A 24,857-nucleotide genomic window follows, 5' to 3' on the forward strand; every position below is an offset into this window, starting at 1 on the left:
CGACTTGCATGTGTTAGGCACGCCGCCAGCGTTCGTCCTGAGCCAGGATCAAACTCTCAAGGAAAAACTTGTTCTTCAGCTATCAGCTGTTAGCTTGTAATCCTGTCTCCGCACTGTTCAGTTTTCAAAGACCAAATCTTCCTTATCAAATCTTTTTTGTCGGCTTTTGCCGCCGACTCTTAATACTATAGCAGATTTGTTTATCTATGTCAAGAACTTTTTTAAACTTTTTTGTTCTGCTTTTTTCCTCAACGACAAGAAATAATTTACCACAAAACTTTTAATTAGTCAAGAACATTTTTCACAATTTCATATATATCAAAAAGCCATATGAATCTTAGTTTTCTCTAAAGATTTGTCTATGAGCGTTATTTTTTCAATCTATTAAGAAATATAACTTTGTCAAAAAGCTCAAGCTAAGAGTACTTCAACTCTTAGCTTGAGCTAAATATAATTATTTATTTATTTTCAATAGGCTTCATAGTTGGGAACAATATAACATCTCTGATTGATGATTGATTAGTTAAAATCATAATCAATCTATCTATACCTATACCTAATCCTCCTGTCGGTGGTAAACCTACCTCTAAAGCATTTAAAAAGTCAGTATCCATCATATGAGCTTCATCGTCACCTGCTTCTCTTTGTTTTAATTGTTCAATAAATCTCTGTCTCTGGTCTATTGGGTCGTTTAATTCAGAAAACGCATTAGCTATCTCCCATGTATTAATAAATGCTTCAAATCTATTAGTAATTCTTGGGTCATCAGGATTTCTCTTAGCTAATGGTGATACCTCTACTGGATGATGTGTAATAAAAGTAGGTTGAACTAAATGTTTCTCTGCATACTCTTCAAATAATTCATTTATTACATGTCCTCTAGTCATTCCTGGTTTTATCTCTATTCCTTTTTCTTTTGCTATTTTTAATGCTTCTTCATCTGTGTTTATTTCGCTAAAATCTACCCCTGCATATTTCTTTACTGCTTCTTCCATGCTCATTCTATTCCATGGTGGTGTTAAATCTATTTCTTTACCTTGATAATTTATTTTAGTTGTTCCTAACGCTTTTTTTGCAACATATGCAATCAAGTCTTCAGTTAATCTCATCATATCTTCATAATCAGCATAAGCCTGATATAATTCAATAGCTGTATATTCAGGATTATGCTTTATTGACATTCCTTCATTTCTGAACATTCTGCCCATTTCATAAACTTTATCAAATCCACCTACTATTAATCTTTTTAAGTATAGCTCATTTGCAATTCTTAAGTACATATCTATGTCTAAAGTATTATGATGAGTAATAAATGGTCTAGCAGCTGCACCACCAGCTATAGTGTTTAAAATTGGTGTATCAACTTCTAAAAAGCCTCTATTATCTAAATACTCTCTAACTGCTTTTATTATTTTTGACCTTAAAATAAATGTTTGTTTAACTTCAGGATTTACAATTAAATCTACATATCTCTGTCTATATCTTAAATCCGGGTCTTTAAGACCATGGAACTTCTCAGGTAATATTTGTAATGATTTGGTAAGTAATATGATTTCTTGGGCTTTTACGGAAATTTCACCTTTCTTTGTTTTAAATACTTCTCCCTTTACGCCAATTATATCCCCAATATCATAGGTTTTAAAAATTTCATATTCTTCTTCTCCAATTAAATTAACTTTTACAAAAACTTGAATTCTACCTTCACTATCTTGTATATCAATAAAACTTGCTTTACCATGCCCTCTTTTAGACATGATTCTACCTGCTATCGAAACAAACTTTCCTTCCATTTCATCAAAATTATCAATAATATATTTACTATGATGAGTTACTTCATATTTTTCTATTTTAAATGGGTCTCTCCCCATCGCTCTAAGTTTATTAAGTTTTTCTCTTCTAAGTCTTAGCATCTCATTAAGATTATTTTCTTCATATGTCATTTAATACACCTCCAAACTACCTAGTTATCTCTAGTATCTCATATCTAATAACCCCATCTGGAACCTGTACCTCTACTATTTCTCCTTTTTTTCGCCCAATTAAAGCTTCTCCTACAGGAGATTCATTAGAAATCTTTCCTTCATAAGGATCTGCTTCTGCTGAACCAACAATAGTGTATTCTATTTCCTCATCAAATTCTAAATCTTTAACCTTAACTTTAGTACCTATGCTTACTGTCTCTAAGTTAATATCTTCATCATCTATAACTCTAGCTGTCCTTAATATCCCTTCTAATTTAGCTATTCTCTCTTCTAATTGCGCTTGTTCATTCTTTGCTTCATCATACTCTGAGTTCTCGCTAATATCTCCAAAAGCAAGTGCATGCTTAATTCTTTCGGCTACCTCTTTTCTTCTAACTGTTTTAAGATACTCCAATTCATCTTCAATCTTTTTTAATCCATCTAAGGTTAAAACCACTTCTTTATCTGCCACTTTACTCTCTCCCCTTCATGACCAATTTTATCTAATTCTGATGATTTTTGATATTATTTGTCTTAAATAATAAGCACCGTAATTTTTTTACAGTGCCATACCCATCTTTTGTATGATGACTATTATAATTTAGCTCTATAACATTGTCAAGAGGTTAATAAACTTATTTAGTTCAAATTTATATATAATTGCAATTTTGCCTATACATGTCCAAAAAACATTTTTCTAGCCTCTTTAAACCTATATCTTTTATTATTAATCTCAAGTTTTACCAAGTCTCTAAAATTAAACATTTCTATGCTTTGATAAAAATATGAAGGTACTTCTTTATTAAACTCATAACCTGATGGCAAACTTCTTATGTCTTGATTCCTTTTAAATATAAAATCAGTTATTATTACTGCTATCTTTTTCGTTTTATTTATTTCTTTAAATATTACTCTCTCAACACTAAAATCGAATATAATACTATTATCACAAATATCTAATACATTTAATTTCAGATTGTTATTCAAATTAACGATTATACTGTATTTATTCAACTTTTTAATAGGTTTTATTGTTGTATATATAGAAAGCCCAATTTCATTTAGAATATAATCCGCCAATTCAACAACAAACTCTTTATCTTCTCCTAAAACTGTAATATATTTAAATTCCCTTGCAATTTCAAAGACCATATTCCTGCTTACATCAGTACTATCGCTAATAATAAGAATCTCTTTGTCCTTAAATAAATTATATTTATCCTTAAGCAATTTTTTTAAAGCATATATTATCATTTTGCATTTCAAATCTCTACCATCACATACCTTAATATTATATTCTTGTTGAATAGATTTGATACTCTCACTATCAAGCAAATCAATTCTATATAAAAAAATTTTATCTATATCTTCTAAATTTAAATAATTAATACTATTAACTATTCTCTCAGCAATCTCTCTATAGTTATCATCTCTATCTTCAAGAAAAATCCCTACTCCATATCCTTTTACTTCATTATTATCATTTATATATTTACATACAACTTTAGGTTTTATTTTTTTTTCTAGATTTAATAATATTCTATCAGGAATAACTTTTATTATTCCTCTTTTAATAGATTTTCTATAATACTGTGGTTCTAAAATATAAATCCATTTACCCTGCCATATGATCCCCCCCATAAATATTAAACTGAAACCCCCCGCGCATCATTTAAATACTCTATTCTTGGTTTGAAATCTAGAGTATCTAAAGCCTTATCAAAGTCTTCACTAGTCATTTCATCAGGTTTTTTCCCTAAGAAAGCAACTATCATAGCTTCCATTACATTTGTACCAAATGATCTACCTTCAAATTCAGGAGTAGTAGTTATCAATATCTTAACTCCTCTGTTTTTCATATCATCTATATCATATGAAGTTACTGTATTTGTTATTATAATCTTTCCTTCCATATTTTTTGGCATATATCTTTTTATATAATTAAAATCACCAGCTATTATATCTGCTTCGTAGTAGTATTTGGAAAATCTACTATCAACAGATTTGTTTTGTTTTTGCCCTGTAGGATATAACATTTCAAATGGCATCTTAACAGCTATAGGTGCAATTACTCTTGCTATATTATATAATGTATTATATGATTTGATTTTTACAGGTATTCCTAAAGCAAATATGGCATCTCCATAAACTACATCGCTGCCAGCTTCTTGAAAAGCCTCAGCCATACCGTATCTATCAAGTGCTGATGTAATAAGAACTTTTTTATCTTTCAATTTAATAATATTATTTTCGTTTATATATCTTATAGCTCTTCTCTCTAGAGTATTTTTTAGAAAAGTACCATCTAGCATTGGAGTTTTTTTGGCAGCCGCTTTAATTGGAAGTGAGTCTTTTATTATGTACCTTTTATCTTTGCAAGTTAAATAAATATCTATTCCGCCCATTCCAAAAGCATCAACCTTACCGTCTAATTCCTTAATTAATTCTATAGCTTTATCTCTGTCACCATCTGTACCAATTCTTTCTATTATAAAATCCTCACCAAAAATATTAACCTTAACCTTATGATTTCTTTTAGATGAACCCAAACTGACACTTACAACTCTCTTCAAAATATTTACCCCCTGTCTTTAACTAATTTAAGAATATTTTCTATAGCTTTCAAATCAATTTCAATATCTTCTGTTAAAGGAGATTTGCCTATATCTATTGATATAATTTCTTTGTCCAACAACTTATGTACTAGAGAATTTCTCATATCAGAAAACAACGTAATAATTAAATCATAATTTCTTAATTCGGCTATAATATCTAATACCTTATTAAACAATTCTAATCCACTTTTATCTTGTATAAAGTTCCATCGTTCTTCTTCTGACATTAAAAAAATATATTCAACACCATATTTTAAACAGATATTTTCTAATTCCTCTTTATTCTTTATCGGAAATCCAATTAAAGCCACACTCTTTCCCTTTCTTATCTCCCCTAATCTTTCTAGTCTAGAAATAAATGTTCTATGAATTCCCAAAATATCTGCAACTTCCTGCTGTGATTTACCTCTTATTCTTAATTCAATAATTCTATCAATATTTCTATATATTTTATTTATATCTATTACCTTATCTCCAATTCTAATAATATCCAACACCCTACCTCCCCCGTCTGTATTGTGCACAACATTGAGCTCATACTTATATATTACCATTTTATATAATTTTTATAAAGGAAAAAGATGGCTAAGTCTTTAACCATCTTATAACCTCTCCAAATATTTATTTAATACATCTATAATTTCATCTTTGTTATCAATAGTATTTATCCTTCTTCTCATATCTGATGCATTGCTCATGCCTTTAATATACCACCCAATATGTTTTCTCATCTCTCTAACTGCAATTTTTTCTCCCTTTAAGCTAGTTAACAACTCAAGATGCCTTATAGCCATATCTATTTTCTCGCGATTCGTTGGCGGTGGTATTTCCTCTCCATTTTTAATAAGTGCTACAGTTCTTTTAAAAATCCAAGGGTTTCCCTGACTTCCTCTTCCTATCATTACTCCATCACAACCTGTATAATCAATCATTCTCTTAGCATCTTCAGGAGTAAAAATATCTCCATTGCCTACAACCGGAATTGATACATTGTTTTTAACTTCTCTAATTATATCCCAGTTTGCCTTTCCAGAATAAAATTGTTCTCTAGTTCTACCATGTATAACTACTAAAGATGCACCTTCATCTTCAATAATCTTAGCTATTTCTACTGCATTTATATTTTTTTCGTCCCATCCCATTCTTATTTTCACAGTAACAGGCTTATTTGACGCTTTAACAACAGCTCTTACAATTTGTCTAACTATCTTCGGTTCCTTTAATAAAGCACTTCCATCTCCATTTTTAACTATTTTTGGTGCAGGGCATCCCATATTTATATCAATAATATCAATATCATCTCGTTTATTTAATACCGATGATACCACATGAGCCATAATATCTGGTTCATGCCCAAATATCTGCAATGCTATCGGCCTTTCATTTTCATCTATTTTCATTAGTTCGTATGTTTTCTTATCTTCATAGTAAAGGCCTTTTGAGCTTATCATTTCACTATAAACAAGACCTGCGCCTAATTCACTACAAATCAATCTAAATGCCATATCTGTAATACCTGCCATAGGTGCAAGAAAAACATTATTTTTCGTCTCAACATTCCCTATCCTCACTATCCCACCTCATTTCTTCTTTCGTCAAAAAAGTAGCCTTATTAGGCTACTTCAGGCTGTTAACAAACTTATATTTTTAATATTTATGAAAATGAAAGCGAATGCTTGAAAGAATTTAGTTAAAAAACTAGGTGAAAATTTTTGAGAAAATCCGTAGGTTTGACAGGATGTCAAACCAGCATCCTACAAGACAGGAGGTCTTGATTAGGTGCGTTAGGATTTTCTAAAAATTTAAGCCTTTAGTTTTTTCTAAATTCATCCGCATGAGCGTCATTTTCATATATGTTTTTCAACAAGCTCCTCAAAGTAGCCTTATTAGGCTACTTGTTTCTTTCATATATTATTCTCAAACCTTCTAATGTTAATAACTTGTCTACTCTATTAATAGTTTTTGACTCACTTGCAATTAAAGTAGACAATCCTCCTGTACATACAACATTTTTTACTTTTCCTTTTATCTCTTTTTTCATTCGTTCAACAATATAATCAACCATACCTACATAACCATATATTATACCTGACTGCATGCTGTTTACAGTATTTTTACATATAACAGTTTTTGGCTTTACCAATTCAATTTTTGGAAGTTTAGCTGCTTTTTGAAAAAGTGCTTCACTTGAAATTTTAATGCCTGGTGCAATAGCTCCCCCAAGATAATCTCCTTCTTCAGATACTGCACAAAAAGTTGTAGCAGTACCAAAATCAACTATTATAGTAGGTCCTCCATACTTTTCATATGCTGCAACGGCATTAACAATTCTATCGGCGCCTACCTGTTTAGGATCATCATACCTAATATTCATTCCAGTTTTAATTCCAGGACCAACTATAAGTGGTTCTTTATTGCAGTATTTTATCGACATAGCCTGTAATGAATACATAAGTGGCGGTACTACTGAAGATATTATAACGGCTTCAACTTCATTAAGCTTAAAACCATTATACTCAAACAATTGATTAATAAGCATACCATATTCATCTGAAGTTTTATTTTTATCCGTAGAAATTCGCCAATATTTTAATAAATCCTTACCTTCATATACTCCTAATACAATATTCGTATTTCCAACATCAAATACTAATATCAAAATATTCACCTTCTTCTTTACTATTATATACAACTCAAATATAGTTTATTTAAATTTTAGCAATTTCAAAGTCTTTATTCAATACAAATTTAAAATTGTTAATATTGAATTAGTTTATAAGTAGCTCGATTAAATTTATACATATCCATATATTCCTCTTACAGATATCTCTCCTGAGATTAACTTTTCAATCTTCCCATTTTCTTCTATTAATAATTCTCCTTGATCTGTTATATCTATAGCTTTAGCCTTCCTTTCTCCTTTATTAGTAATAATTTTTATTTCTCTCCCTAATAAAATCGAAGCTTTTCTACATATTTCTATTGAAGTTTTTATACTACCATACTTAATAAATTCATTATAAAATCTCTCAAAATTATTGAGAATTTCAGCCACAATAAACTTTCTGTCTACATCATGCCCTATCTCAGCCTTAATAGAAGTAGCCACATCCTTTATCTCTTTAGGAAATTCTTCTAAATTGATATTCACATTTACCCCTATACCTATAACTAAATAATTTATTCTATTAAGTTCAGCACTCATTTCCGTTAAAATACCACAAACTTTTTTACCATTTAATACTATATCATTTGGCCATTTTATATAAGCATCTACTCCAACTTTATTAAGTGCACTCCACACAGCAGCAGCCCCTATCTGTGTTACTTTCGAAGCATCTATTGGATTAATATCTGGCCTGAGTATTATAGACATCCAAATTCCCTTACCTTTCGGAGATACCCATCCTCTTCCTAATCGTCCTCTACCCATAGTCTGCTCTTCCGCTATAACGACTGTACCCTCTTTCATACCTTCAGCTGCTAATTGCTTAGCTTTAATGTTTGTTGAATCTATACTGTCAAAATGTACTATTTTTCTGCCTATATAATCTGTTTTTAAGTATTCTGCAATTTCTCCATAAGTCAATATATCTGGTGTATAAGTTAATTTGTATCCTTTTCGTGTAACTGAATCAATTAAATAACCTTCTTCTCTTAATTGATTTATATACTTCCATATTGCTGTTCTGCTCACATTTAAAGTATCACTAATACTCTGCCCAGAAACATATCTTTTATTATTTTCTTTAAGCAGCTTCAAAATTTCATCTTTCACTATTTTTCCTCCTTAACAAGAGTATTTCTTAAGCACAATAATATTATATCATTTACAAAAAAAAATATGGTAGTAATACTCCATATCTTCTAATAAACTGCTTTTACAACATAATTGCCATATGGCATATCTTCAAATTCATATTTACCAAATTCATCAGTAAACCTAAAATCTATAGAAATATATTTATCTTCGTCTTCTACTTTATATAAAATAACTAATGCGTCTTCTATAGGGCTATTATTTTCTTCATAAATAATACCATTAATTTTAGTCTTACTAACTCTATTTTCTAATAATATATCTATTTTATAAATATCTTTTAAATCTTCTATATCTAAAATTGTTTCATAAGAATAATATTTTGAATCATTTATAACTAACTTATATTCCCCTTTTACTATAGTTGAAAAAATAAATTGCCCATATTTATTCGTACATGTATATCTATAAAGCTTTTCATTTTTAAATAATGTAACTGTAACATAAGCTATTGTTTTTTTATCTTTATCAAATACATGTCCTGTTATCAAAGTAAACTTATATGTTTCCTCTTCTAAAATGATGTTATATATAATACGTCTAGACTTTATATTTATATAGCAGCTTCTATGAGTTTTATAACCGTTTTTTTCTGCTTCAATTCTAATTTTACTATTTAATCTAACACCATTATATGTATAATATCCATCCTTGCTGCTATATACACAGCCAATTGCATTCCAACTTTCATCAACAAACTTTATCTTCACATCTTCTAACAAACTACCTCTATTGTCTCTTACATGACCATAAATCAAAGCATTATCAAAATACTTGTTTTCTTCTAAATACAAATCTATCCTTATTTCAGGATTTTCTTTATTTAATTCTTTCATTTCAGATTGCCCTAAAATATACTTTTCCATAATTTCACCTACTTTTTTATGTATGTAGGCATATAGATAAACTATATGCCTGTAATCTATGCAGTTGCCTCTGGAATTTGCTTATTTGCTTTAATCTTATAACTACCTTGATCAACTTGTTCGAATATATATAGTCCTTCGCTATTTGTTTTAGTCATTCTAATAGGTGTTAAAATCTCATTACCTTCTTCATCGGTGTCAACTCTAAATAATATTACAAATGCTCCTTCAATTGGAATACCGTCTTTATCTCTTATGATACCGTTTATTGTTCCTTTTCTAGTAACTGGGTCAATTGGTAGTGACGCGACAATATTTCTCACCTGGAATGGTGTATCTATAACTACATTTATATCTACACTTGTATAACCTAATTTACTAGTCGATACAGAATAAATTCCTTGTGCAATGTCAAAAAATACAAACTGTCCATATTCGTTAGTATAAGTTGTTTTCAATATTTGAGGATTATTAGGATCTGTATTGTCAATAAGCCTTACTATTGCTCCTTGTAGTGGTGTTCCTTGCTCATCTGTTATATCACCAGCTATTAGACTGTTATTTGTACTAGATACAGGAGTAAGTGTAAAGTCCCTTTCTATTTGCTGGCCCGCTTGCATTGCAAAAGATATACCTTGCATAAGGTTATATCCATATTTAGTAGCAAATATCAAATACTGTTCTTCTGGAGATATTCCAACTATTGTATATTCTCCATTAATGTCTGTAATGCCATGATACAAAGGATTATATTGATTATCTGTTATCTTAACTGTAACACCTTCTATAGGAACGCCATTAGCATCCGTTACTTTACCAAATACAGTACCTTGATCAATGTGAATATTATCTTCGAGCTGTAAGTCTATCCTAATCTCTTCACCTAAATCAATCAACGAATGAATTTCAGACTGACCTAATTTATATAACTCTTTACATTCAGCCATACATTATCACCTCTCATATCATTATTATTGTTCTTTATTTGCTTTTACTATATATTTACCTTGCGGAACATCCCCAAATAAATAAACTCCACCTGAAATAGTTCTAGTATATCTTCTAGGAATTAATGTTGGATTTTCTGTATCTCCTGTTACTTCATAAAGTACAACAACTGCTCCTTCAACAGGATTTCCTTGTGCATCCTTTATAATACCGTTAATAGTTCCAGTAGACTGTTCTGGAGCAACCTGTAATGTTGTCTGTATTTTAGTTATTGAACCCGGTTGTATTATATGGAGTTCAACTTCTGTTGTTTTATAACCCTGTCCAGATAACCTAATAAAATAATTTCCTAGGTCAAGGTTTATAAAAGCATATTGACCGTATTCATTTGTACCAGTTACTGCTTTAATAATCTCTTGTTCGTTCTCTATTTTTATCAAAGTAACCATGATATTAGCTATAGGATTATTATTGATATCAAATACTTCTCCTGCAATTGTCGATTTATTCGCATCAGGATCTGGCTGTAATACTTGGTCTACAATTATTGTTTGACCTGCTGCAATAGCCACAGGGTTAGATTCACTTAATATATAACCTCTTTTTGTAACATGAACATGCAATTCAGATGCTGGTGTAATATTCGAAATATCATATTTCCCATAAGCGTCTGTCAATGTGTGATACAAAGGATTGTGGTCTTTATCTAACACTTTTACTAAAGCATCTTCAACAGGATCACCGTTAGGATCTGTAATAGTACCTGTTATTGAACCCGTATTAAGATATGGGTTTTCATCAAGCTGAACGTCTAAACGTATCTCTTGACCTACATCTTGAATTTCACCTAATTGAGATTGTGTTAGTTTATATAATTCAGACATTCTAATGCCCCCTTTTTCCATATTATGCTTTTCCTGTTTTATACATATGACAATTCTGTATAAACTGCTACATAGTTAATTGTCAATAATAAGAAATAGGGGACATAGAACATGAATTAGATAAAAATAAAAAGGACTCTAAACAGAGTCCTTTTAACCTCCAAAGAACATTAACAATACTCCTGCTGCTATTGCAGAACCTATAACTCCTGCAACGTTTGGTCCCATAGCATGCATTAAAAGAAAGTTAGATGGATTTTCCTTCTGTCCTACTTTTTGAACAACCCTAGCCGCCATAGGAACTGCAGATACTCCCGCAGCACCTATTAATGGATTTACTTTACCTCCCGATACTTTATACATAATCTTTCCAAATAAAACTCCTGCTGCTGTCCCTATTGAAAAAGCTATTAATCCTAGTACAATTATCTTGATTGTTGTTGTATCAATAAAAGAATCAGCTTTAGCTGTAGCACCAACTGTTAATCCTAAGAAAATTGTAATTATATTAGATAGTGCATTTTGTGCAGTATTTGAAAGTCTTTCAACTACACCAGATTCTCTAATTAAGTTGCCAAACATAAGCATTCCAATAAGTGGTGCCGAAGATGGCAATAATAGTATGCTAAAAACTGCAACAACTATAGGGAAAATAATCTTTTCCTTTTTTGAAACTGGTCTTAACTGCTGCATTTTAACTTTTCTTTCTTGTTCAGTTGTAAGTAATTTCATAATCGGTGGCTGTATAATTGGAACTAGTGCCATATAAGAATATGCAGCCACAGCTATAGCTCCTAACAGATGAGGTGCTAATCTAGTTGTTAAATATAGTGCAGTAGGTCCATCCGCCCCTCCAATTATACCTATAGATGCAGCTTCAGGCCCTGTAAATCCCAAAAATTTAGCTCCAATAAAAGTAAAGAATATACCAAATTGTGCAGCTGCTCCTAAAAGTAAACTTCTAGGATTAGCAATCAATGGCCCAAAATCTGTCATTGCACCTACACATAGAAAGATTATCGGTGGATAAATACCTAATTTCGTTCCCTGATACAAATAATACAATAATCCTCCTACTTCTTTGGTCTTATATACCATTTGACCTGTTACTGGGTCTTTCACTATCTCTTTTACAGGTTCAGCCATAAGACCCCCTAATGGTAAATTAGTAAGCAGCATACCAAAAGCAATAGGTATTAATAGATACGGCTCATATCCTTTTTTAATAGCCAAATAAAGAAGTCCGGAGGCAATCCCTATCATTATAACTTCTTTTATGGTTAATGCAGAAAAACCTGTGCTTGTCCAAAACTGCCTAAGTATATCCAAAAACATTTAGGTTTACCCCGCTTTCTGATATATTTAAATTTATTCAAGTGATACTAATGGATCCCCTGCATTTACAGAAGCACCCTTAGTTGTATTTATGCTAACCACTTTTCCATCTCTTGGTGCTACTATTTCATTTTCCATTTTCATAGCTTCAAGTATCACTAAAACTTGACCGCTCTTTACATTATCTCCCTCTTTAACTTTTATATCCAATATAGTTCCTGGCATTGGAGCTTCTACTGTTTCAGCTCCCTCTGGAACGTATTTTTCTTCTACTTCTTTTTTAGGCTCAACTTTTGGTTCTTTTTTCACTTCTTTTTTTGGCATTTCAGCAACTGGTTTATCAACAACAGGCCTACTTACTCTTTCTGATGCTTCTTGTCTTACTTCCTCCACCTCAACCTCGTATTTCTTACCATTAACTGTAATTATATATTTTTTCATTTTTTAGCCTCCTTATCTATCGATTAATTCAAACTGCTTAAGTCTACCAGCTCTAGCCCAAATTGGCGTATTTGCAGGTATTCTTTTTATATTCCTTATCCTAATTTCAGAAGCTGGTCTAGAAATACTTGCTGCAATAGCAGCCGTTATAACTGCTATTAACTCTTCGTCATCCTCTTCATTAAAAATTTCTTTTGGCACACTTTTCTTAGGTTCAATAACTTTTCTTTGCTCTTTATCTTCCTTTTTATTATCTTTATAAAAAACAAATCTAAATCCGTCTATAATATAAGAAATAACAAGCAACGCCAAGAAAACTATACCCATACTAAATACTGTAACTACCAGAACTTGACCAATAGTAACATTCTCTCCTAGCATCATATCACCTCTTTATAGGGGTATATTTCCGTGCTTCTTAGCCGGTCTATTTTCCCTCTTACTTGATAACATATCAAATGCGCTAATAACTCTTTGTCTTGTAGTCATAGGTTCAATTACATCATCAACAAATCCCCTTGAAGCAGCCACATACGGATTTGCTACCGTATCTCTATACTCTTTAATCTTTTCAGCTCTTGTAGCTAATGGATCATCTGAATTCTGTATTTCTTTCCTAAAAATAATGTTTGCAGCTCCTTCAGGCCCCATAACAGCAATTTCTGCATTAGGCCATGCAAATACTAAATCTGCCCCCATATCCTTACTGCACATAGCAAGGTACGAACCGCCATATGCCTTTCTTATAACTAAAGTAACTTTTGGTACAGTAGCCTCACTATATGCATATAGCATTTTTGCTCCATGTCTTATAATTCCACCATATTCTTGATCTATTCCTGGCAAAAACCCTGGGACATCTACTAAATTTAACAATGGTATATTAAAAGCATCACAAGTCCTTATAAATCTTGAAGCTTTATCTGAAGCATTAATATCTAAACAACCGGCAAGTACTTTAGGTTGGTTTGCAATTACCCCAACTGATTTACCATTTAATCTTATAAATCCTGTTATGATGTTTTGAGCAAAATAAGGCTGTACTTCAAAGAAATCTCCATTGTCAGCTATTATTTTTATTATTTCTTTCATATCATATGGTTTATTAGGATTGTCAGGTACAATCTCATTTAATATTTCATCTATTCTATTTATATCATCATTAGTATCAAATACTGGAGGATCCTCTAAATTATTTGATGGTAAAAAGCTTAATAATTTTTTTATTCTATTTATAGCGTCCTCTTCTGTGCTATCAATAAAATGCGCAACTCCACTTATGCTATTGTGAGTCATAGCCCCTCCTAATTTTTCTGCAGAAACATCCTCTCCAGTTACAGTCTTAATGACTTGTGGCCCTGTAATAAACATCTTACTTGTATTCTCTATCATAAATATGAAATCTGTAAGTGCTGGTGAATATACAGCTCCTCCCGCACATGGCCCCATAATTACTGATATCTGAGGAATAACTCCAGATGATATAGTATTTCTATAAAATATTTTGCCATAACCTGATAAAGCATCTACACCTTCTTGTATTCTAGCTCCTCCTGAATCGTTTAATCCAATTATAGGTGCTCCCATTTTTAATGCCATATCCTGCACTTTACAAATTTTGGCGGCATGCATTTCTCCTAGAGAACCACCTATAACAGTAAAATCTTGAGCATAGACGAATACAAGTCTACCGTCAATTGTTCCATATCCAGTAACTACACCTTCCCCTGGTGCTTTCTTTTTGTCCATTCCAAAATTAGTACATCTATGTTCAACAAAAGTATCTAATTCAATAAAACTTCCTTCATCAAGTAATAAATTTATTCTCTCTCTTGCTGTCAATTTACCACTTTTATGCTGTTTCTCTATTTTATCAATTCCACCACCTAGTCTAATTTTCTCTTTAGCGGCCTTAAGCTTCTCTATCTTTTCAATTGACATGAATTTACCTCCTTAGGTATATATTAATCTCTTTGACATAGTTCAATTAACACACCATAAGTACTCTTTGGATGCAAGAAAGCTATTTTTGCACCACCCGCTCCATACCTTGGCTTTTCATCTATCATTCTAATACCTTTACTTTTCATTTCTTCTATTGCTTTTTCTATATCATCAACTCTATAAGCTATATGTTGAATTCCCTCTCCCTTTTTCTCAATATATTTTGCTATAGGCCCTTCTTTGTCTGTTGACTCTAAAAGCTCAATTTCAGTATCGCCAATCGGTAAAAATGCTACTTTTACTTTTTGTTCTTCAACTATCTCAATTCCGTCTAATTCTAATCCTAATACTTCTTTATAAAACTTCAAAGTTTCCTCTAAATTTTTAACTGCTATACCAATATGGTCTACTTTTTTCACCATTTTTTATCCTCCTTATTCTCCTAACATAGTAATGATTTTATCCCTAGCAGTATAGGGATCTATTTCCCTTTTTGCAATTTTTTCAGATAAACTATCTAAATAATCTCCATTACTCGTCTTTTCTAGTACCATAGCCATAAGCTTCTCTTCTACTAATTTCAGCACCTCTAATCTAGCATTTGCTAATCGACGTTTATCAAATTCGCAAGAGTTAATCATATATTCTCTATGTTCAATTATTTTTTCTAAAAGCTCATCAATCCCTGTATTATTAAATGCTGATACTTTAAGTACAGGTGGCCTCCAACCTTTATTTTCTCCAAACTTAAGCATCATCTCTATTTCTAAAGCTGTTTTATCTGCTCCATCTAAATCACTCTTATTTACTGCAAATATATCTCCTATTTCCATAATACCAGCCTTTATAGCTTGTATATCATCTCCTAAACCTGGTACCATAATCATAACAACAGTATCTGCTATTCTGACTATATCAACTTCAGATTGGCCAACCCCAACAGTTTCAATAAAAATATAATCTACTCCAAAAATATCCAATATCTTAACTGCTCCATATGTTGCTTTCGAAAGTCCTCCTAACGAACCTCTAGTACCCATACTTCTAATAAATACTCCAGGGTCAGTTGCTAAATCTTGCATCCTTACTCTATCACCTAATATCGCACCACCTGTAAATGGACTAGTAGGGTCTATTGCAATTATTCCAACCTTTTTGCCTCTTTTTCTTAATTCTTTTGCTAATTTATCTGTTAAAGTACTTTTACCACCACCAGGCGGTCCTGTTATACCAATAACATGGGCTTTTCCAGTATATTTATAAAGTTTTTTAATAAGATTTATAGCTTCACTACTGCCCATCTCAAACATTGATATAAGTCTTGCACAAGCTCTTTTATCACCTTCAAGTAGTCTTTTTTCAAAATCCAAATTACTGCACCACCTAAAAATAGCTATTTTCTTTTAACATGTTCTCTAATATAATCTATTACTGCTGATGTAGGAGTACCTGGAGTGAATATTTCTGATATTCCTGCTTCTTTTAAGAAAGGTATATCGTCCTCAGGAATAACTCCGCCACCTATTACTAAAACATCTTCAGCTCCCTGTTCTCTTAATAGATTAACTACTTTTGGAAATAAATGATTGTGAGCACCTGATAATATACTCATAGCCACTACATCTACGTCCTCTTGAATAGCAGCTGCAACAATTTGTTCTGGAGTTTGTCTTAAACCTGTATAAATAACCTCCATGCCAGCATCTCTAAGTGCTCTAGCAATTACTTTTGCTCCTCTATCATGCCCGTCTAATCCTGGCTTGGCTACTAGTACTCTAATAGGTCTTTCACTCATTATTAAACCTCCTCAAAGATAAGTTTTGATAAAGCAAAATTAACCGTAAAACTAATATTTTTTATAGAATAATTGAAGGTTGATATTCTCCAAATTCTTCTCTTAGTACGCCACAAATTTCTCCTAATGTAGCATAAGCTTTAACTGCATCTAAAATATATGGCATTGTATTTTCATTAGTTCTTGCAGCTTTTCTTAAAGCTTCAAGAGTTTCTTTTACTCTTTCATTATTTCTTTCTGCTCTTAACTTTCTTAATTTTTCTTTCTGCAATTCACCCACTGAAGGGTCTACCTTTAATATGTCTTTATGTCCTTCTTCTTCTATTTGATATTTATTAACACCAACTACTATTCTCTTTCCTGTTTCTATTTCCATTTGATATCTATATGCACTATCTTGAATTTCTTTTTGTATAAATCCTTTTTCTATAGCTTTAGGAGAACCACCAAGCTCATCTATTTTCTTGATGTATTCATAAGCTTCTTCTTCTATTCTCTTAGTTAAGCTCTCTACATAATATGAACCTGCTAATGGGTCTATAGTTTCAGTAACTCCACTTTCATGAGCTACTATTTGCTGAGTTCTTAAAGCTATTCTAACTGAATCTTCTGTTGGTAATGCCAATGCTTCATCTCTAGAATTAGTATGAAGTGATTGTGTTCCCCCTAACACAGCTGCTAAAGTTTGAATTGTTACACGAATTATATTATTATCTGGCTGCTGAGCTGTTAGAGTAGAACCAGCTGTTTGAGTATGGAATTTCATAATCATTGATTTCTTATTCTTAGCTTTAAACCTTTCTTTCATAATTCTTGCCCATAATTTTCTAGCTGCTCTAAACTTAGCAACTTCTTCTAATAGGTCATTATGAGCATTGAAGAAGAATGATAATCTAGGTGCAAATGAGTCAACATCAAGCCCAGCTTTAATAGCTGCTTCAACATAAGCTATACCATTAGCAAGAGTAAATGCAACCTCTTGAACAGCTGTAGAACCTGCTTCTCTTATATGATATCCGCTGATACTTATTGTGTTCCAGTTTGGAACATGCTTTGAACAGTATTCAAAAATATCTGTAATAAGTCTCATTGAAGGCTGAGGTGGGAATATATAAGTTCCTCTTGCGATATATTCCTTTAAAATATCATTTTGTATAGTTCCTCTTAGTTTATCTTTTGATACTCCTTGTTTTTCCGCTACTGCTATATACATAGCCAATAATACTGCAGCAGGAGCATTTATAGTCATAGAAGTACTTACCTTGTCTAAAGGAATACCATCAAAAAGAATCTCCATATCTTTAAGGGAATCAACAGCAACTCCAACTTTTCCTACCTCTCCCTCTGAAAGAGGATGGTCTGAATCGTATCCAATCTGAGTTGGTAAATCAAAAGCTACACTAAGACCAGTCTGTCCTTGCTCTAGTAAATACTTATACCTCTTATTTGACTCTTCTGCTGTTGCAAAACCTGCATATTGTCTCATTGTCCAAAGCCTACCTCTATACATTGTAGGCTGTACACCACGTGTGAATGGATATTGTCCAGGATATCCTAAATCTTCGTTATAGTCTAAATCCTTGATGTCTTCTGGTGTATAGAGTCTCTTAACTTCTAATCCTGAACCTGTTGTAAATTTTTCTTTTCTCTCAGGAAATCTTGAAATAGTTTTTGATAATGTAGAATTTTCCCATTCCTTTTTAGCAGCTGAAATTTTTTCTAGTTTTTCATTATCAAACATCTGTAATCCTCCTTTTTAAGTAGGCCATGATTTGATACGGGCAGTTGAGCAAATGTTTTCCTACCCAAATATAGACTATTATACAATTCAAAATTTTGCAATATATATTTCAATTTTTTTAAATATTGAAGTATATTTTTCACAAATAAAATTATTCTATATAGAACAAAATCTTCGATTTAAATAAATTAAGGTAGATTTTCTTGAAATCCATTACGGAAATTATATTTAAAATTATCCACAAATTAATGCAGTTTATAACGACTCTGGCATGTAAACATGCCAGACAAAGTTTCAATAAAATCGACATTAAATTTTTAAAATATAAGATTTTATTATAATTTCCTATGGATTATAAAAAATTATTCCTTTAATTATTTATTATCTCCCCTAATTAATTTTTTGCTCGATTGACAATTTTATCATTCGCCATTTCCAAAAAATAGAAGCATAAGTTCTCTAAACTTATGCTTCTATTTTTATTTTTTGTTAATTTTTTCAAAAAACTCTTTAACATTTATTATATATCTAGTATGTGTACCCTTTCCTATTAATTTTTCCTCATCATAAGCTTCTACATCAAAATATAATTTTTTACCATCTATCTTTGTAAGCTTTGCTATGCCTTTTACTTTCATACCAACTGGTGTAGCTCCTAAATGTTTAACATCTACATGTATTCCTACAGTTGCATAACCTTCTCCTAGTTCCTTGTCAACTGCATTTAATGCAGCATTTTCCATAAGCCCTATCATCATTGGAGTTGCAAAAACATAAACATTTCCACTACCAAATTTCGCAGCTGTATCATCTTCAGTAACTACCTTTTCTGCTATACCTTCTAAGCCAACTTTCAAATTAAACTCCATATACCCACCTTCCCTTTATTTCTTTAATATCAAAAATTTATATCCAATTTTTATTATAACATAACTAAAAAAAAAGTGGTCAATGACCACTTTACTCCATACTAAATATTTCTTCAAATTCTTCAGCATTAAGTGTTTCTCTTTCTAACAGAGCCTCTGCTACTCTATGAAGCTTATCTATATTCTCTTTTAATAACTTCTCAGCTGTATGATAAGCCTTATCAATTATGCTTCTCATTTCTCTATCTATAGCAGCTGCTACTTCTTCACTATAATTTCTGCTTCTAGTTAAATCTCTTCCCAAGAAAACTTCATCTGTATCTGTACCATATGTCATAGGACCTAATTTTTCACTCATACCATAATGAGTTACCATATCTCTTGCTATCTTAGTAGCTCGCTCTAAGTCATTTTGAGCTCCTGTACTAATATCATTTAAAACTAATTTTTCAGCTACTCTACCCCCAAGAAGATGTACTAATGTCTCTTCCATTTCTGTTTTAGACATATAGTATTTGTCTTCCTTTGGTAGTATCATTGTAAACCCACCAGCTCTACCTCTTGGAATAATACTTATTAAATGAACTGGATCTGTATTAGGTAACAATCTAGCTACAACAGCATGCCCCGCTTCATGATATGCCGTAAGCCTTCTTTCCTTTTCACTTATTACTCTACTTTTCTTTTCAGGTCCTGCTATTACCTTAGTTATAGCTTCTTCAATTAATTCCATCGGTATTTTCTTTAAATTTTTTCTTGCAGTCAGTAGTGCTGCCTCATTTAATAGATTCTCCAAATCAGCTGGAGTAAATCCAGAAGTTCTTCTTGCTATAACTTTAAGGTCAACATCGTCATCTAAAGGTTTACCTTTTGCATGTATTTCTAAAATAGCTTCTCTACCTTTAATATCTGGTACTCCTACATACACTTGTCTATCAAATCGTCCTGGTCTTAAAAGTGCAGGGTCTAATATATCAGGCCTATTTGTAGCTGCCATAACAATAATCCCTTCATTTACCCCAAAACCATCCATTTCAACTAAAAGCTGATTTAAAGTTTGCTCTCTTTCATCATGACCTCCACCTAATCCGGCACCTCTTCTTCTACCAACAGCATCAATCTCATCAATAAAAACTATACAAGGAGCATTCTTTTTAGCCTGCTCAAATAAATCTCTTACCCTTGAAGCACCTACTCCTACAAACATCTCAACGAAATCAGAACCACTTATACTGAAAAAAGGTACTCCAGCTTCTCCTGCAACAGCTCTAGATAAATATGTTTTACCAGTACCAGGAGGACCTACCATTAAAACTCCTTTAGGTATTCTAGCACCTAACTCTATATACTTTCTTGGATTTTTAAGAAAATCTACTATCTCTTTAAGCTCTTCTTTTTCTTCATCTAATCCTGCTACATCCTTAAATGTTATCTTCTTTCTACCATCATCCTTATGCAGCTTTGCTCTGCTCTTCCCAAAATTCATAACCTTACTTCCGCCGCCCTGTGATTGCTGCATAAATACAAACCAAAAAATAATAGAAATCAATATCATAATAAAGATTGTTGGAAGAATATTTAGAAGCCATGGTGTTTCAGGCGGCTTTTTACCAACATATCTTATCTTATTTTTATCTATTAAATCTTTTAAATAATCTTCATAAAGGTTTTCCTCTGTACCGTCTGGAAGAATTAAAGAAAATGATGTTCCATCTTTCAATTTTCCAGTTATTATCCCTTCTTCCCTTACCACAGTAATAGATTCAACATTGTTACTCTTTATCTGCTGAACGAATTCTGTAAAATCAAACTGCTTTGTTTCTCCTACTGGTCTATTGAAAAGCTGAACTGCAGCTATAATTATTATAAACATCAGCAGATAGAAACTTATGCCTTTGAAATATCTCTTCAACTAGAGTCCTCCTCTCACTACCCTAAATCTCTCATACTAAAATATTTTACCACAATGGTCATTAAAACACAATAATACCCTAATAAGGTTTATTATTTATAAACATCCTCTTTAAGAACACATATATATGGTAAATTTCTATATCTTTCATTAAAATCTAATCCATAACCAACAACAAATTCATCTGGTATTGTAAAGCCTATATAATCTACTTTAACTTCGGTTTTTCTTCTCTCAGGTTTATTAAGCAAAGTACATATTTTTACACTTCTAGGCCCCCTAGATTTAAGGTTTTCAACTAAATAACTTAAAGTTAACCCTGTATCTATTATGTCTTCTACAATCAATACGTCTTTGTCTTCAATACTTGAATCTAAATCCTTCAGAATTCTTACAACTCCTGATGATTGTGTAGATGAACCATAACTAGATACAGCCATAAAATCCATACTTAATGGTAAATCAATATTTTTACATAAATCTGACATGAACATTACTGCTCCTTTAAGTACACAAATTACAACTAAATCCTTATCCTTATAATCTTTAGTTATCTCTTGTCCTAGTTCTTTAATCCTCTTTTGTAATTCATCTGTTTCAATTAATATTTGACGAATATCTTGTTTCATATAAATCCTCCTTACATTTAATTTGTATCTTCAGAACTCTTTTGGTTTCAGGCTTAATTTTATAAATTTCACTTATTCTATATCCTACAACCCAAATAATATTACGATCATCTACTAAAAGTGGAATCTTATCTCTTATATCTCTAGGAATTTTTAAATCTATAAAAAAATCTTTTAATTTCTTTTTTCCTTTCATTCCCAAAGGAAAAAATTTATCCCCTGGTCTTCTGTTTCTAATATATAGGTTTCCATATATTTTATCATAATCAAAATATTTTATAAACCTATTATTTTTTATATCAACTTCATTAACATCTAATACTTCTGTAATTATTTCGCATTTTAACTCATCAATTTTTGTTGATTTTTCTATATTAATTATATACTCATAATTTGTTATTTCATCCTTCAAATCTATTTTTTCCACTGTAAAATACCCATAGCCTATACTAATTTGTATATTTTTAGGTAAATTAATCCTTTTTCCTGTATTATTATTAAATACAAGATTTATAGCATCATATATATGCTTTTCTTCTATTCCCTTAATATGTCCTAATAATTTCTCAATAGCTATTCTCAATATCCTTGACTTTATAGAATCATGCTGCTTTGAAAATTTTTCTGTATTTATAATAATCTTGTTTTTAGTCTCTTTATGTATCATTTGCTCATATTTTTCTAAAGCGTACTTTTTTAAAAAATCACTATCTATAGCCATCAATCTCGAAGTTCTATAAATAGTATCAATAAAATTTTTATTAAAGTTTTCTTTGATAAAAGGAATAAGCTCAAGTCTGATTTTATTTCTACTATAAATTGGTTTAAAATTTGTCTTATCAATTCTAACTTCAATATTATTTTCTTTTATATACTTTTCAATCTCATCCCTACTAACATCTAATAATGGCCTTATAATATCCCCATTTTTATAATCCATTCCCTTTAAACCGTCTAATCCTGTTCCCCTTATAAATCTCATCACTAAAGTCTCTGCTTGATCATTTTTATTGTGAGCAACTGCAATCTTACCATTTCCTAACTGCGATAATACTTGTCTAAAAAAATTATATCTTATCTCTCTTCCAGCTTCCTCTTCAGAAAGCTTATTTTCTTTAGCATATTTAGACATATCTACTTTTATTGAATAAAAAGGAATTCCTAATTCATCAGATACTTTTCTTACAAATTCTTCGTCTTCGTCCGCTTCTTTACCTCTAACACCATGATTAACATGTGCAACATACAATTTGAAATCAATTTTTTCCTTAGCTTCTCTTAGAACATAAAGAAGAGCCATTGAATCAGGCCCTCCCGAAACACCTACAAGAATATTATCTCCTTTTTCAATTAAATTGTTTTTTATAATGGTATCTATTACTTTTTCCTTCATACAATCACCTGTCTTATCAGCATCTATTTCATTTTAAGAAGATTTAACTGTCTTTATTAAATTCCCCTATCTCTATTATACATAAAATTTTACTCCTAAAAATATAGTTAATACAAAAAAACATATACTAACTATAAATATTAAATTAATAACATCATTACTAATTATAGGCCTATCATTAATTGATTCAATAAAAAGCATTTTTAATCCTTCTATATAACAATTTATATCATTAAATTTATTTAACAAACCATCTTTCATAAATACTTTAAGTTTTTCACTTATATTAAGTGAATCTATAATAGCTAATATTTTTTTCATAGGAGTACGAAAAGGATCATATTCCCGTCTGGTAATAAGGCATACCATTAACATAGTTGTACTAAAAATCAATCTTTCAATATGTAAATTTTTATTTTCTATTCCCCATGAATTTATATCATATGTAGGAGTAAATTCTTTAATGCATCTATTTTTTTTAAATACTCCACCAAAATCCACAAACACTATCTTTTTAGTCCTTCTATCTACTATAATATTCTCTAACTTTAAATCTCCATAAATATATCCTAGCTGATAAAGTTTGTTTATAAGTTCTGATAATATTAATGATATTCCTAAAATATCTTTTATACTTAATTTATCTTTGTTAATAATTTCTTTTAAATTATTTCCTTCTATATATTCCATAACAATGTAATAATATCTTTTGTTCTTATATACCCAATCATCAATTTCATAAACTTTAGGTATATTATTTGATGAGGGGAGTTTTTGCAAAATTTCAAATTCTCTAGTTAAAGACATTATATCTTCGCTTATTTTCAATGCTTTTATATAGCCTTTATAATCTACTACTTTATATACTGTGCCTACTCCACCCTGGCCTATTTTTTCAAGTACTGTATATTTATTTTTATACCATTTACCTTCAATTTTATCTCCTTTTTTAAGCATTCAAACTCCCCCAAATCTATAAATTTACACTATATTTGCTGCAAGTATCCCTTTATTCACTTCTTTTACATCTAATAACATTTCTATAGCTCTTTTAAGAGCTGGCCCTGTTGGAGTTGTCCCACCTGTAGTTATATTATTTAAACTTCTCTGCAATTCATCTATATCTTCTGTAAAATCACAAATGGTTTTATAAAGTTCATAATCTGTACCTGGAAAACCTACAACTGCAATTTCTGTTTTGCCTTTTCTTTGCTTAAGTGTCCTCAGTAAATTAACAATACTTTTTTTAGCTATACTTACCTTATTCGTCATACTTCCACTTAAATCAATAACTATACAACATCTAATATCTACTTCTTCACCAAGTTTATCAATGACATCAATTATTTTCCTTCTAGATTCAGGATTGAAATTTTCTAACCCCTCTCCAAGTATATTTTTTAATTCTCTATTTACTGCTTCTTGTATAGTCTTGTGAACCGTTTTAATTGTTAACATTTCCATGGTTTTTGAAAAACTCTCCAAATCTGTTACCTCCCAAATTCCTCCTCCTTGGTTAGCTATCTGTTGAATTTCAGCTAGTGGCTTTTCTTTTGTCCGATTATTTACTATCCCTATAGTGCTTACAATTATGCCCATTTCCTTAGCTTTTTTAGATACCTCGACAGGGTCTATACCTACATTAGATTCCCCATCACTCACTAATATTATTTGTTTTATTAATCCTTTCTTATCCATTTTATT

The 24,857-nt window shown here is 31.1% G+C and carries 25 protein-coding genes and 1 rRNA gene; all 26 read right to left on the reverse strand.

The genetic code is table 11. The features are described from left to right. A 16S ribosomal RNA gene (locus AB4Y15_RS06690) occupies positions 1-64 on the reverse strand; the annotation flags it as partial. Positions 65-458: 394 nt separating this feature from the next. Next, positions 459-1,940: a lysine--tRNA ligase gene (lysS, locus tag AB4Y15_RS06695; RefSeq protein ID WP_427339261.1), complete on the reverse strand. Its 1,482-nt coding sequence runs from the start codon at positions 1,938-1,940 to the stop codon at positions 459-461. A gap of 16 nt (positions 1,941-1,956) precedes the next feature. Continuing rightward, entirely contained in the window at positions 1,957-2,433 is a 477-nt protein-coding gene (gene greA / locus AB4Y15_RS06700) for a transcription elongation factor GreA (protein WP_427339262.1), read from the reverse strand. A 200-nt stretch (positions 2,434-2,633) separates the two neighbouring features. Continuing rightward, positions 2,634-3,602, reverse strand: coding sequence for a hypothetical protein (locus tag AB4Y15_RS06705; RefSeq protein ID WP_427339263.1), 969 nt, complete (start codon positions 3,600-3,602; stop codon positions 2,634-2,636). A gap of 5 nt (positions 3,603-3,607) precedes the next feature. After that, entirely contained in the window at positions 3,608-4,534 is a 927-nt protein-coding gene (locus AB4Y15_RS06710; RefSeq protein ID WP_427339264.1) for a DUF8754 domain-containing protein, read from the reverse strand. 5 nt (positions 4,535-4,539) lie between these two features. Continuing rightward, entirely contained in the window at positions 4,540-5,070 is a 531-nt protein-coding gene (locus AB4Y15_RS06715; protein WP_427339265.1) for a helix-turn-helix domain-containing protein, read from the reverse strand. A gap of 108 nt (positions 5,071-5,178) precedes the next feature. Then, positions 5,179-6,147 carry a tRNA dihydrouridine synthase DusB gene (gene dusB, locus AB4Y15_RS06720; RefSeq protein ID WP_427339267.1) on the reverse strand — a complete coding sequence of 323 codons (969 nt, stop codon included), beginning with the start codon at positions 6,145-6,147 and terminating at the stop codon, positions 5,179-5,181. Positions 6,148-6,467: 320 nt separating this feature from the next. Beyond that, on the reverse strand, positions 6,468-7,244 hold the full coding sequence (locus AB4Y15_RS06725) for a type III pantothenate kinase (RefSeq protein WP_427339444.1): 777 nt from the start codon (positions 7,242-7,244) through the stop codon (positions 6,468-6,470). Between the two features lie 126 nt (positions 7,245-7,370). After that, entirely contained in the window at positions 7,371-8,354 is a 984-nt protein-coding gene (locus AB4Y15_RS06730) for a biotin--[acetyl-CoA-carboxylase] ligase (protein WP_427339268.1), read from the reverse strand. 89 nt (positions 8,355-8,443) lie between these two features. After that, the gene (locus AB4Y15_RS06735; RefSeq protein ID WP_427339269.1) at positions 8,444-9,262 is read right to left on the reverse strand and encodes a carboxypeptidase-like regulatory domain-containing protein; all 819 of its coding nucleotides are present in this window, start codon (positions 9,260-9,262) and stop codon (positions 8,444-8,446) included. Positions 9,263-9,318: 56 nt separating this feature from the next. Continuing rightward, positions 9,319-10,209: a carboxypeptidase regulatory-like domain-containing protein gene (locus AB4Y15_RS06740; RefSeq protein ID WP_427339270.1), complete on the reverse strand. Its 891-nt coding sequence runs from the start codon at positions 10,207-10,209 to the stop codon at positions 9,319-9,321. A 24-nt stretch (positions 10,210-10,233) separates the two neighbouring features. Continuing rightward, positions 10,234-11,094: a carboxypeptidase regulatory-like domain-containing protein gene (locus AB4Y15_RS06745; protein WP_427339272.1), complete on the reverse strand. Its 861-nt coding sequence runs from the start codon at positions 11,092-11,094 to the stop codon at positions 10,234-10,236. A 153-nt stretch (positions 11,095-11,247) separates the two neighbouring features. Beyond that, a complete protein-coding gene (locus AB4Y15_RS06750; RefSeq protein WP_427339274.1) occupies positions 11,248-12,429 on the reverse strand; it encodes a sodium ion-translocating decarboxylase subunit beta in 1,182 nt (393 codons plus the stop codon). Between the two features lie 33 nt (positions 12,430-12,462). After that, the gene (locus tag AB4Y15_RS06755) at positions 12,463-12,870 is read right to left on the reverse strand and encodes a DUF2118 domain-containing protein (RefSeq protein WP_035162999.1); all 408 of its coding nucleotides are present in this window, start codon (positions 12,868-12,870) and stop codon (positions 12,463-12,465) included. Positions 12,871-12,882: 12 nt separating this feature from the next. Continuing rightward, positions 12,883-13,251, reverse strand: a complete 369-nt coding sequence (locus AB4Y15_RS06760) for an OadG family protein (RefSeq protein ID WP_427339276.1) — start codon at positions 13,249-13,251, stop codon at positions 12,883-12,885. Positions 13,252-13,263: 12 nt separating this feature from the next. Next, a complete protein-coding gene (locus AB4Y15_RS06765; protein WP_427339278.1) occupies positions 13,264-14,811 on the reverse strand; it encodes an acyl-CoA carboxylase subunit beta in 1,548 nt (515 codons plus the stop codon). A 23-nt stretch (positions 14,812-14,834) separates the two neighbouring features. Next, a complete protein-coding gene (gene mce / locus AB4Y15_RS06770; RefSeq protein ID WP_427339280.1) occupies positions 14,835-15,236 on the reverse strand; it encodes a methylmalonyl-CoA epimerase in 402 nt (133 codons plus the stop codon). A gap of 12 nt (positions 15,237-15,248) precedes the next feature. Continuing rightward, complete coding sequence (gene meaB, locus AB4Y15_RS06775) at positions 15,249-16,184, reverse strand: methylmalonyl Co-A mutase-associated GTPase MeaB (RefSeq protein ID WP_427339282.1); 936 nt, start codon at positions 16,182-16,184, stop codon at positions 15,249-15,251. Positions 16,185-16,207: 23 nt separating this feature from the next. After that, on the reverse strand, positions 16,208-16,609 hold the full coding sequence (locus AB4Y15_RS06780; RefSeq protein WP_427339283.1) for a cobalamin B12-binding domain-containing protein: 402 nt from the start codon (positions 16,607-16,609) through the stop codon (positions 16,208-16,210). A 61-nt stretch (positions 16,610-16,670) separates the two neighbouring features. Further along, entirely contained in the window at positions 16,671-18,350 is a 1,680-nt protein-coding gene (locus AB4Y15_RS06785; protein ID WP_427339285.1) for an acyl-CoA mutase large subunit family protein, read from the reverse strand. A gap of 479 nt (positions 18,351-18,829) precedes the next feature. Then, the gene (locus AB4Y15_RS06790; protein WP_427339286.1) at positions 18,830-19,219 is read right to left on the reverse strand and encodes a thioesterase family protein; all 390 of its coding nucleotides are present in this window, start codon (positions 19,217-19,219) and stop codon (positions 18,830-18,832) included. Positions 19,220-19,310: 91 nt separating this feature from the next. Further along, on the reverse strand, positions 19,311-21,131 hold the full coding sequence (ftsH, locus tag AB4Y15_RS06795) for an ATP-dependent zinc metalloprotease FtsH (protein ID WP_427339288.1): 1,821 nt from the start codon (positions 21,129-21,131) through the stop codon (positions 19,311-19,313). A 92-nt stretch (positions 21,132-21,223) separates the two neighbouring features. After that, entirely contained in the window at positions 21,224-21,760 is a 537-nt protein-coding gene (gene hpt / locus AB4Y15_RS06800) for a hypoxanthine phosphoribosyltransferase (RefSeq protein ID WP_427339290.1), read from the reverse strand. Next, entirely contained in the window at positions 21,729-23,153 is a 1,425-nt protein-coding gene (gene tilS, locus AB4Y15_RS06805) for a tRNA lysidine(34) synthetase TilS (RefSeq protein ID WP_427339292.1), read from the reverse strand. Before tilS ends, hpt begins: the two co-directional genes overlap by 32 nt. Positions 23,154-23,228: 75 nt before the next feature. After that, positions 23,229-24,110 (reverse strand): protein kinase domain-containing protein, encoded by an 882-nt coding sequence (locus tag AB4Y15_RS06810; protein WP_427339294.1) that lies wholly within the window; start codon positions 24,108-24,110, stop codon positions 23,229-23,231. A 24-nt stretch (positions 24,111-24,134) separates the two neighbouring features. Then, positions 24,135-24,851 carry a vWA domain-containing protein gene (locus AB4Y15_RS06815; protein ID WP_427339296.1) on the reverse strand — a complete coding sequence of 239 codons (717 nt, stop codon included), beginning with the start codon at positions 24,849-24,851 and terminating at the stop codon, positions 24,135-24,137. Positions 24,852-24,857: the final 6 nt, after the last annotated feature.

Origin of the sequence: Caloranaerobacter longqiensis, assembly GCF_050286925.1 — a bacterium.
Classification (GTDB): domain Bacteria; phylum Bacillota; class Clostridia; order Tissierellales; family Thermohalobacteraceae; genus Caloranaerobacter.

What these genes read in the sequence shown, in the direction of transcription:
- lysS (WP_427339261.1), bottom strand. Translation starts at nt 1,940, where the DNA reads ATGACATATGAAGAAAATAATCTTAATGAGATGCTAAGACTTAGAAGA.
- AB4Y15_RS06705 (WP_427339263.1), bottom strand. Translation starts at nt 3,602, where the DNA reads ATGGGGGGGATCATATGGCAGGGTAAATGGATTTATATTTTAGAACCA.
- AB4Y15_RS06735 (WP_427339269.1), bottom strand. Translation starts at nt 9,262, where the DNA reads ATGGAAAAGTATATTTTAGGGCAATCTGAAATGAAAGAATTAAATAAA.
- AB4Y15_RS06740 (WP_427339270.1), bottom strand. Translation starts at nt 10,209, where the DNA reads ATGGCTGAATGTAAAGAGTTATATAAATTAGGTCAGTCTGAAATTCAT.
- AB4Y15_RS06745 (WP_427339272.1), bottom strand. Translation starts at nt 11,094, where the DNA reads ATGTCTGAATTATATAAACTAACACAATCTCAATTAGGTGAAATTCAA.
- AB4Y15_RS06750 (WP_427339274.1), bottom strand. Translation starts at nt 12,429, where the DNA reads ATGTTTTTGGATATACTTAGGCAGTTTTGGACAAGCACAGGTTTTTCT.
- AB4Y15_RS06755 (WP_035162999.1), bottom strand. Translation starts at nt 12,870, where the DNA reads ATGAAAAAATATATAATTACAGTTAATGGTAAGAAATACGAGGTTGAG.
- AB4Y15_RS06760 (WP_427339276.1), bottom strand. Translation starts at nt 13,251, where the DNA reads ATGCTAGGAGAGAATGTTACTATTGGTCAAGTTCTGGTAGTTACAGTA.
- AB4Y15_RS06765 (WP_427339278.1), bottom strand. Translation starts at nt 14,811, where the DNA reads ATGTCAATTGAAAAGATAGAGAAGCTTAAGGCCGCTAAAGAGAAAATT.
- mce (WP_427339280.1), bottom strand. Translation starts at nt 15,236, where the DNA reads ATGGTGAAAAAAGTAGACCATATTGGTATAGCAGTTAAAAATTTAGAG.
- AB4Y15_RS06780 (WP_427339283.1), bottom strand. Translation starts at nt 16,609, where the DNA reads ATGAGTGAAAGACCTATTAGAGTACTAGTAGCCAAGCCAGGATTAGAC.
- AB4Y15_RS06785 (WP_427339285.1), bottom strand. Translation starts at nt 18,350, where the DNA reads ATGTTTGATAATGAAAAACTAGAAAAAATTTCAGCTGCTAAAAAGGAA.
- AB4Y15_RS06790 (WP_427339286.1), bottom strand. Translation starts at nt 19,219, where the DNA reads ATGGAGTTTAATTTGAAAGTTGGCTTAGAAGGTATAGCAGAAAAGGTA.
- hpt (WP_427339290.1), bottom strand. Translation starts at nt 21,760, where the DNA reads ATGAAACAAGATATTCGTCAAATATTAATTGAAACAGATGAATTACAA.
- tilS (WP_427339292.1), bottom strand. Translation starts at nt 23,153, where the DNA reads ATGAAGGAAAAAGTAATAGATACCATTATAAAAAACAATTTAATTGAA.
- AB4Y15_RS06810 (WP_427339294.1), bottom strand. Translation starts at nt 24,110, where the DNA reads ATGCTTAAAAAAGGAGATAAAATTGAAGGTAAATGGTATAAAAATAAA.
- AB4Y15_RS06815 (WP_427339296.1), bottom strand. Translation starts at nt 24,851, where the DNA reads ATGGATAAGAAAGGATTAATAAAACAAATAATATTAGTGAGTGATGGG.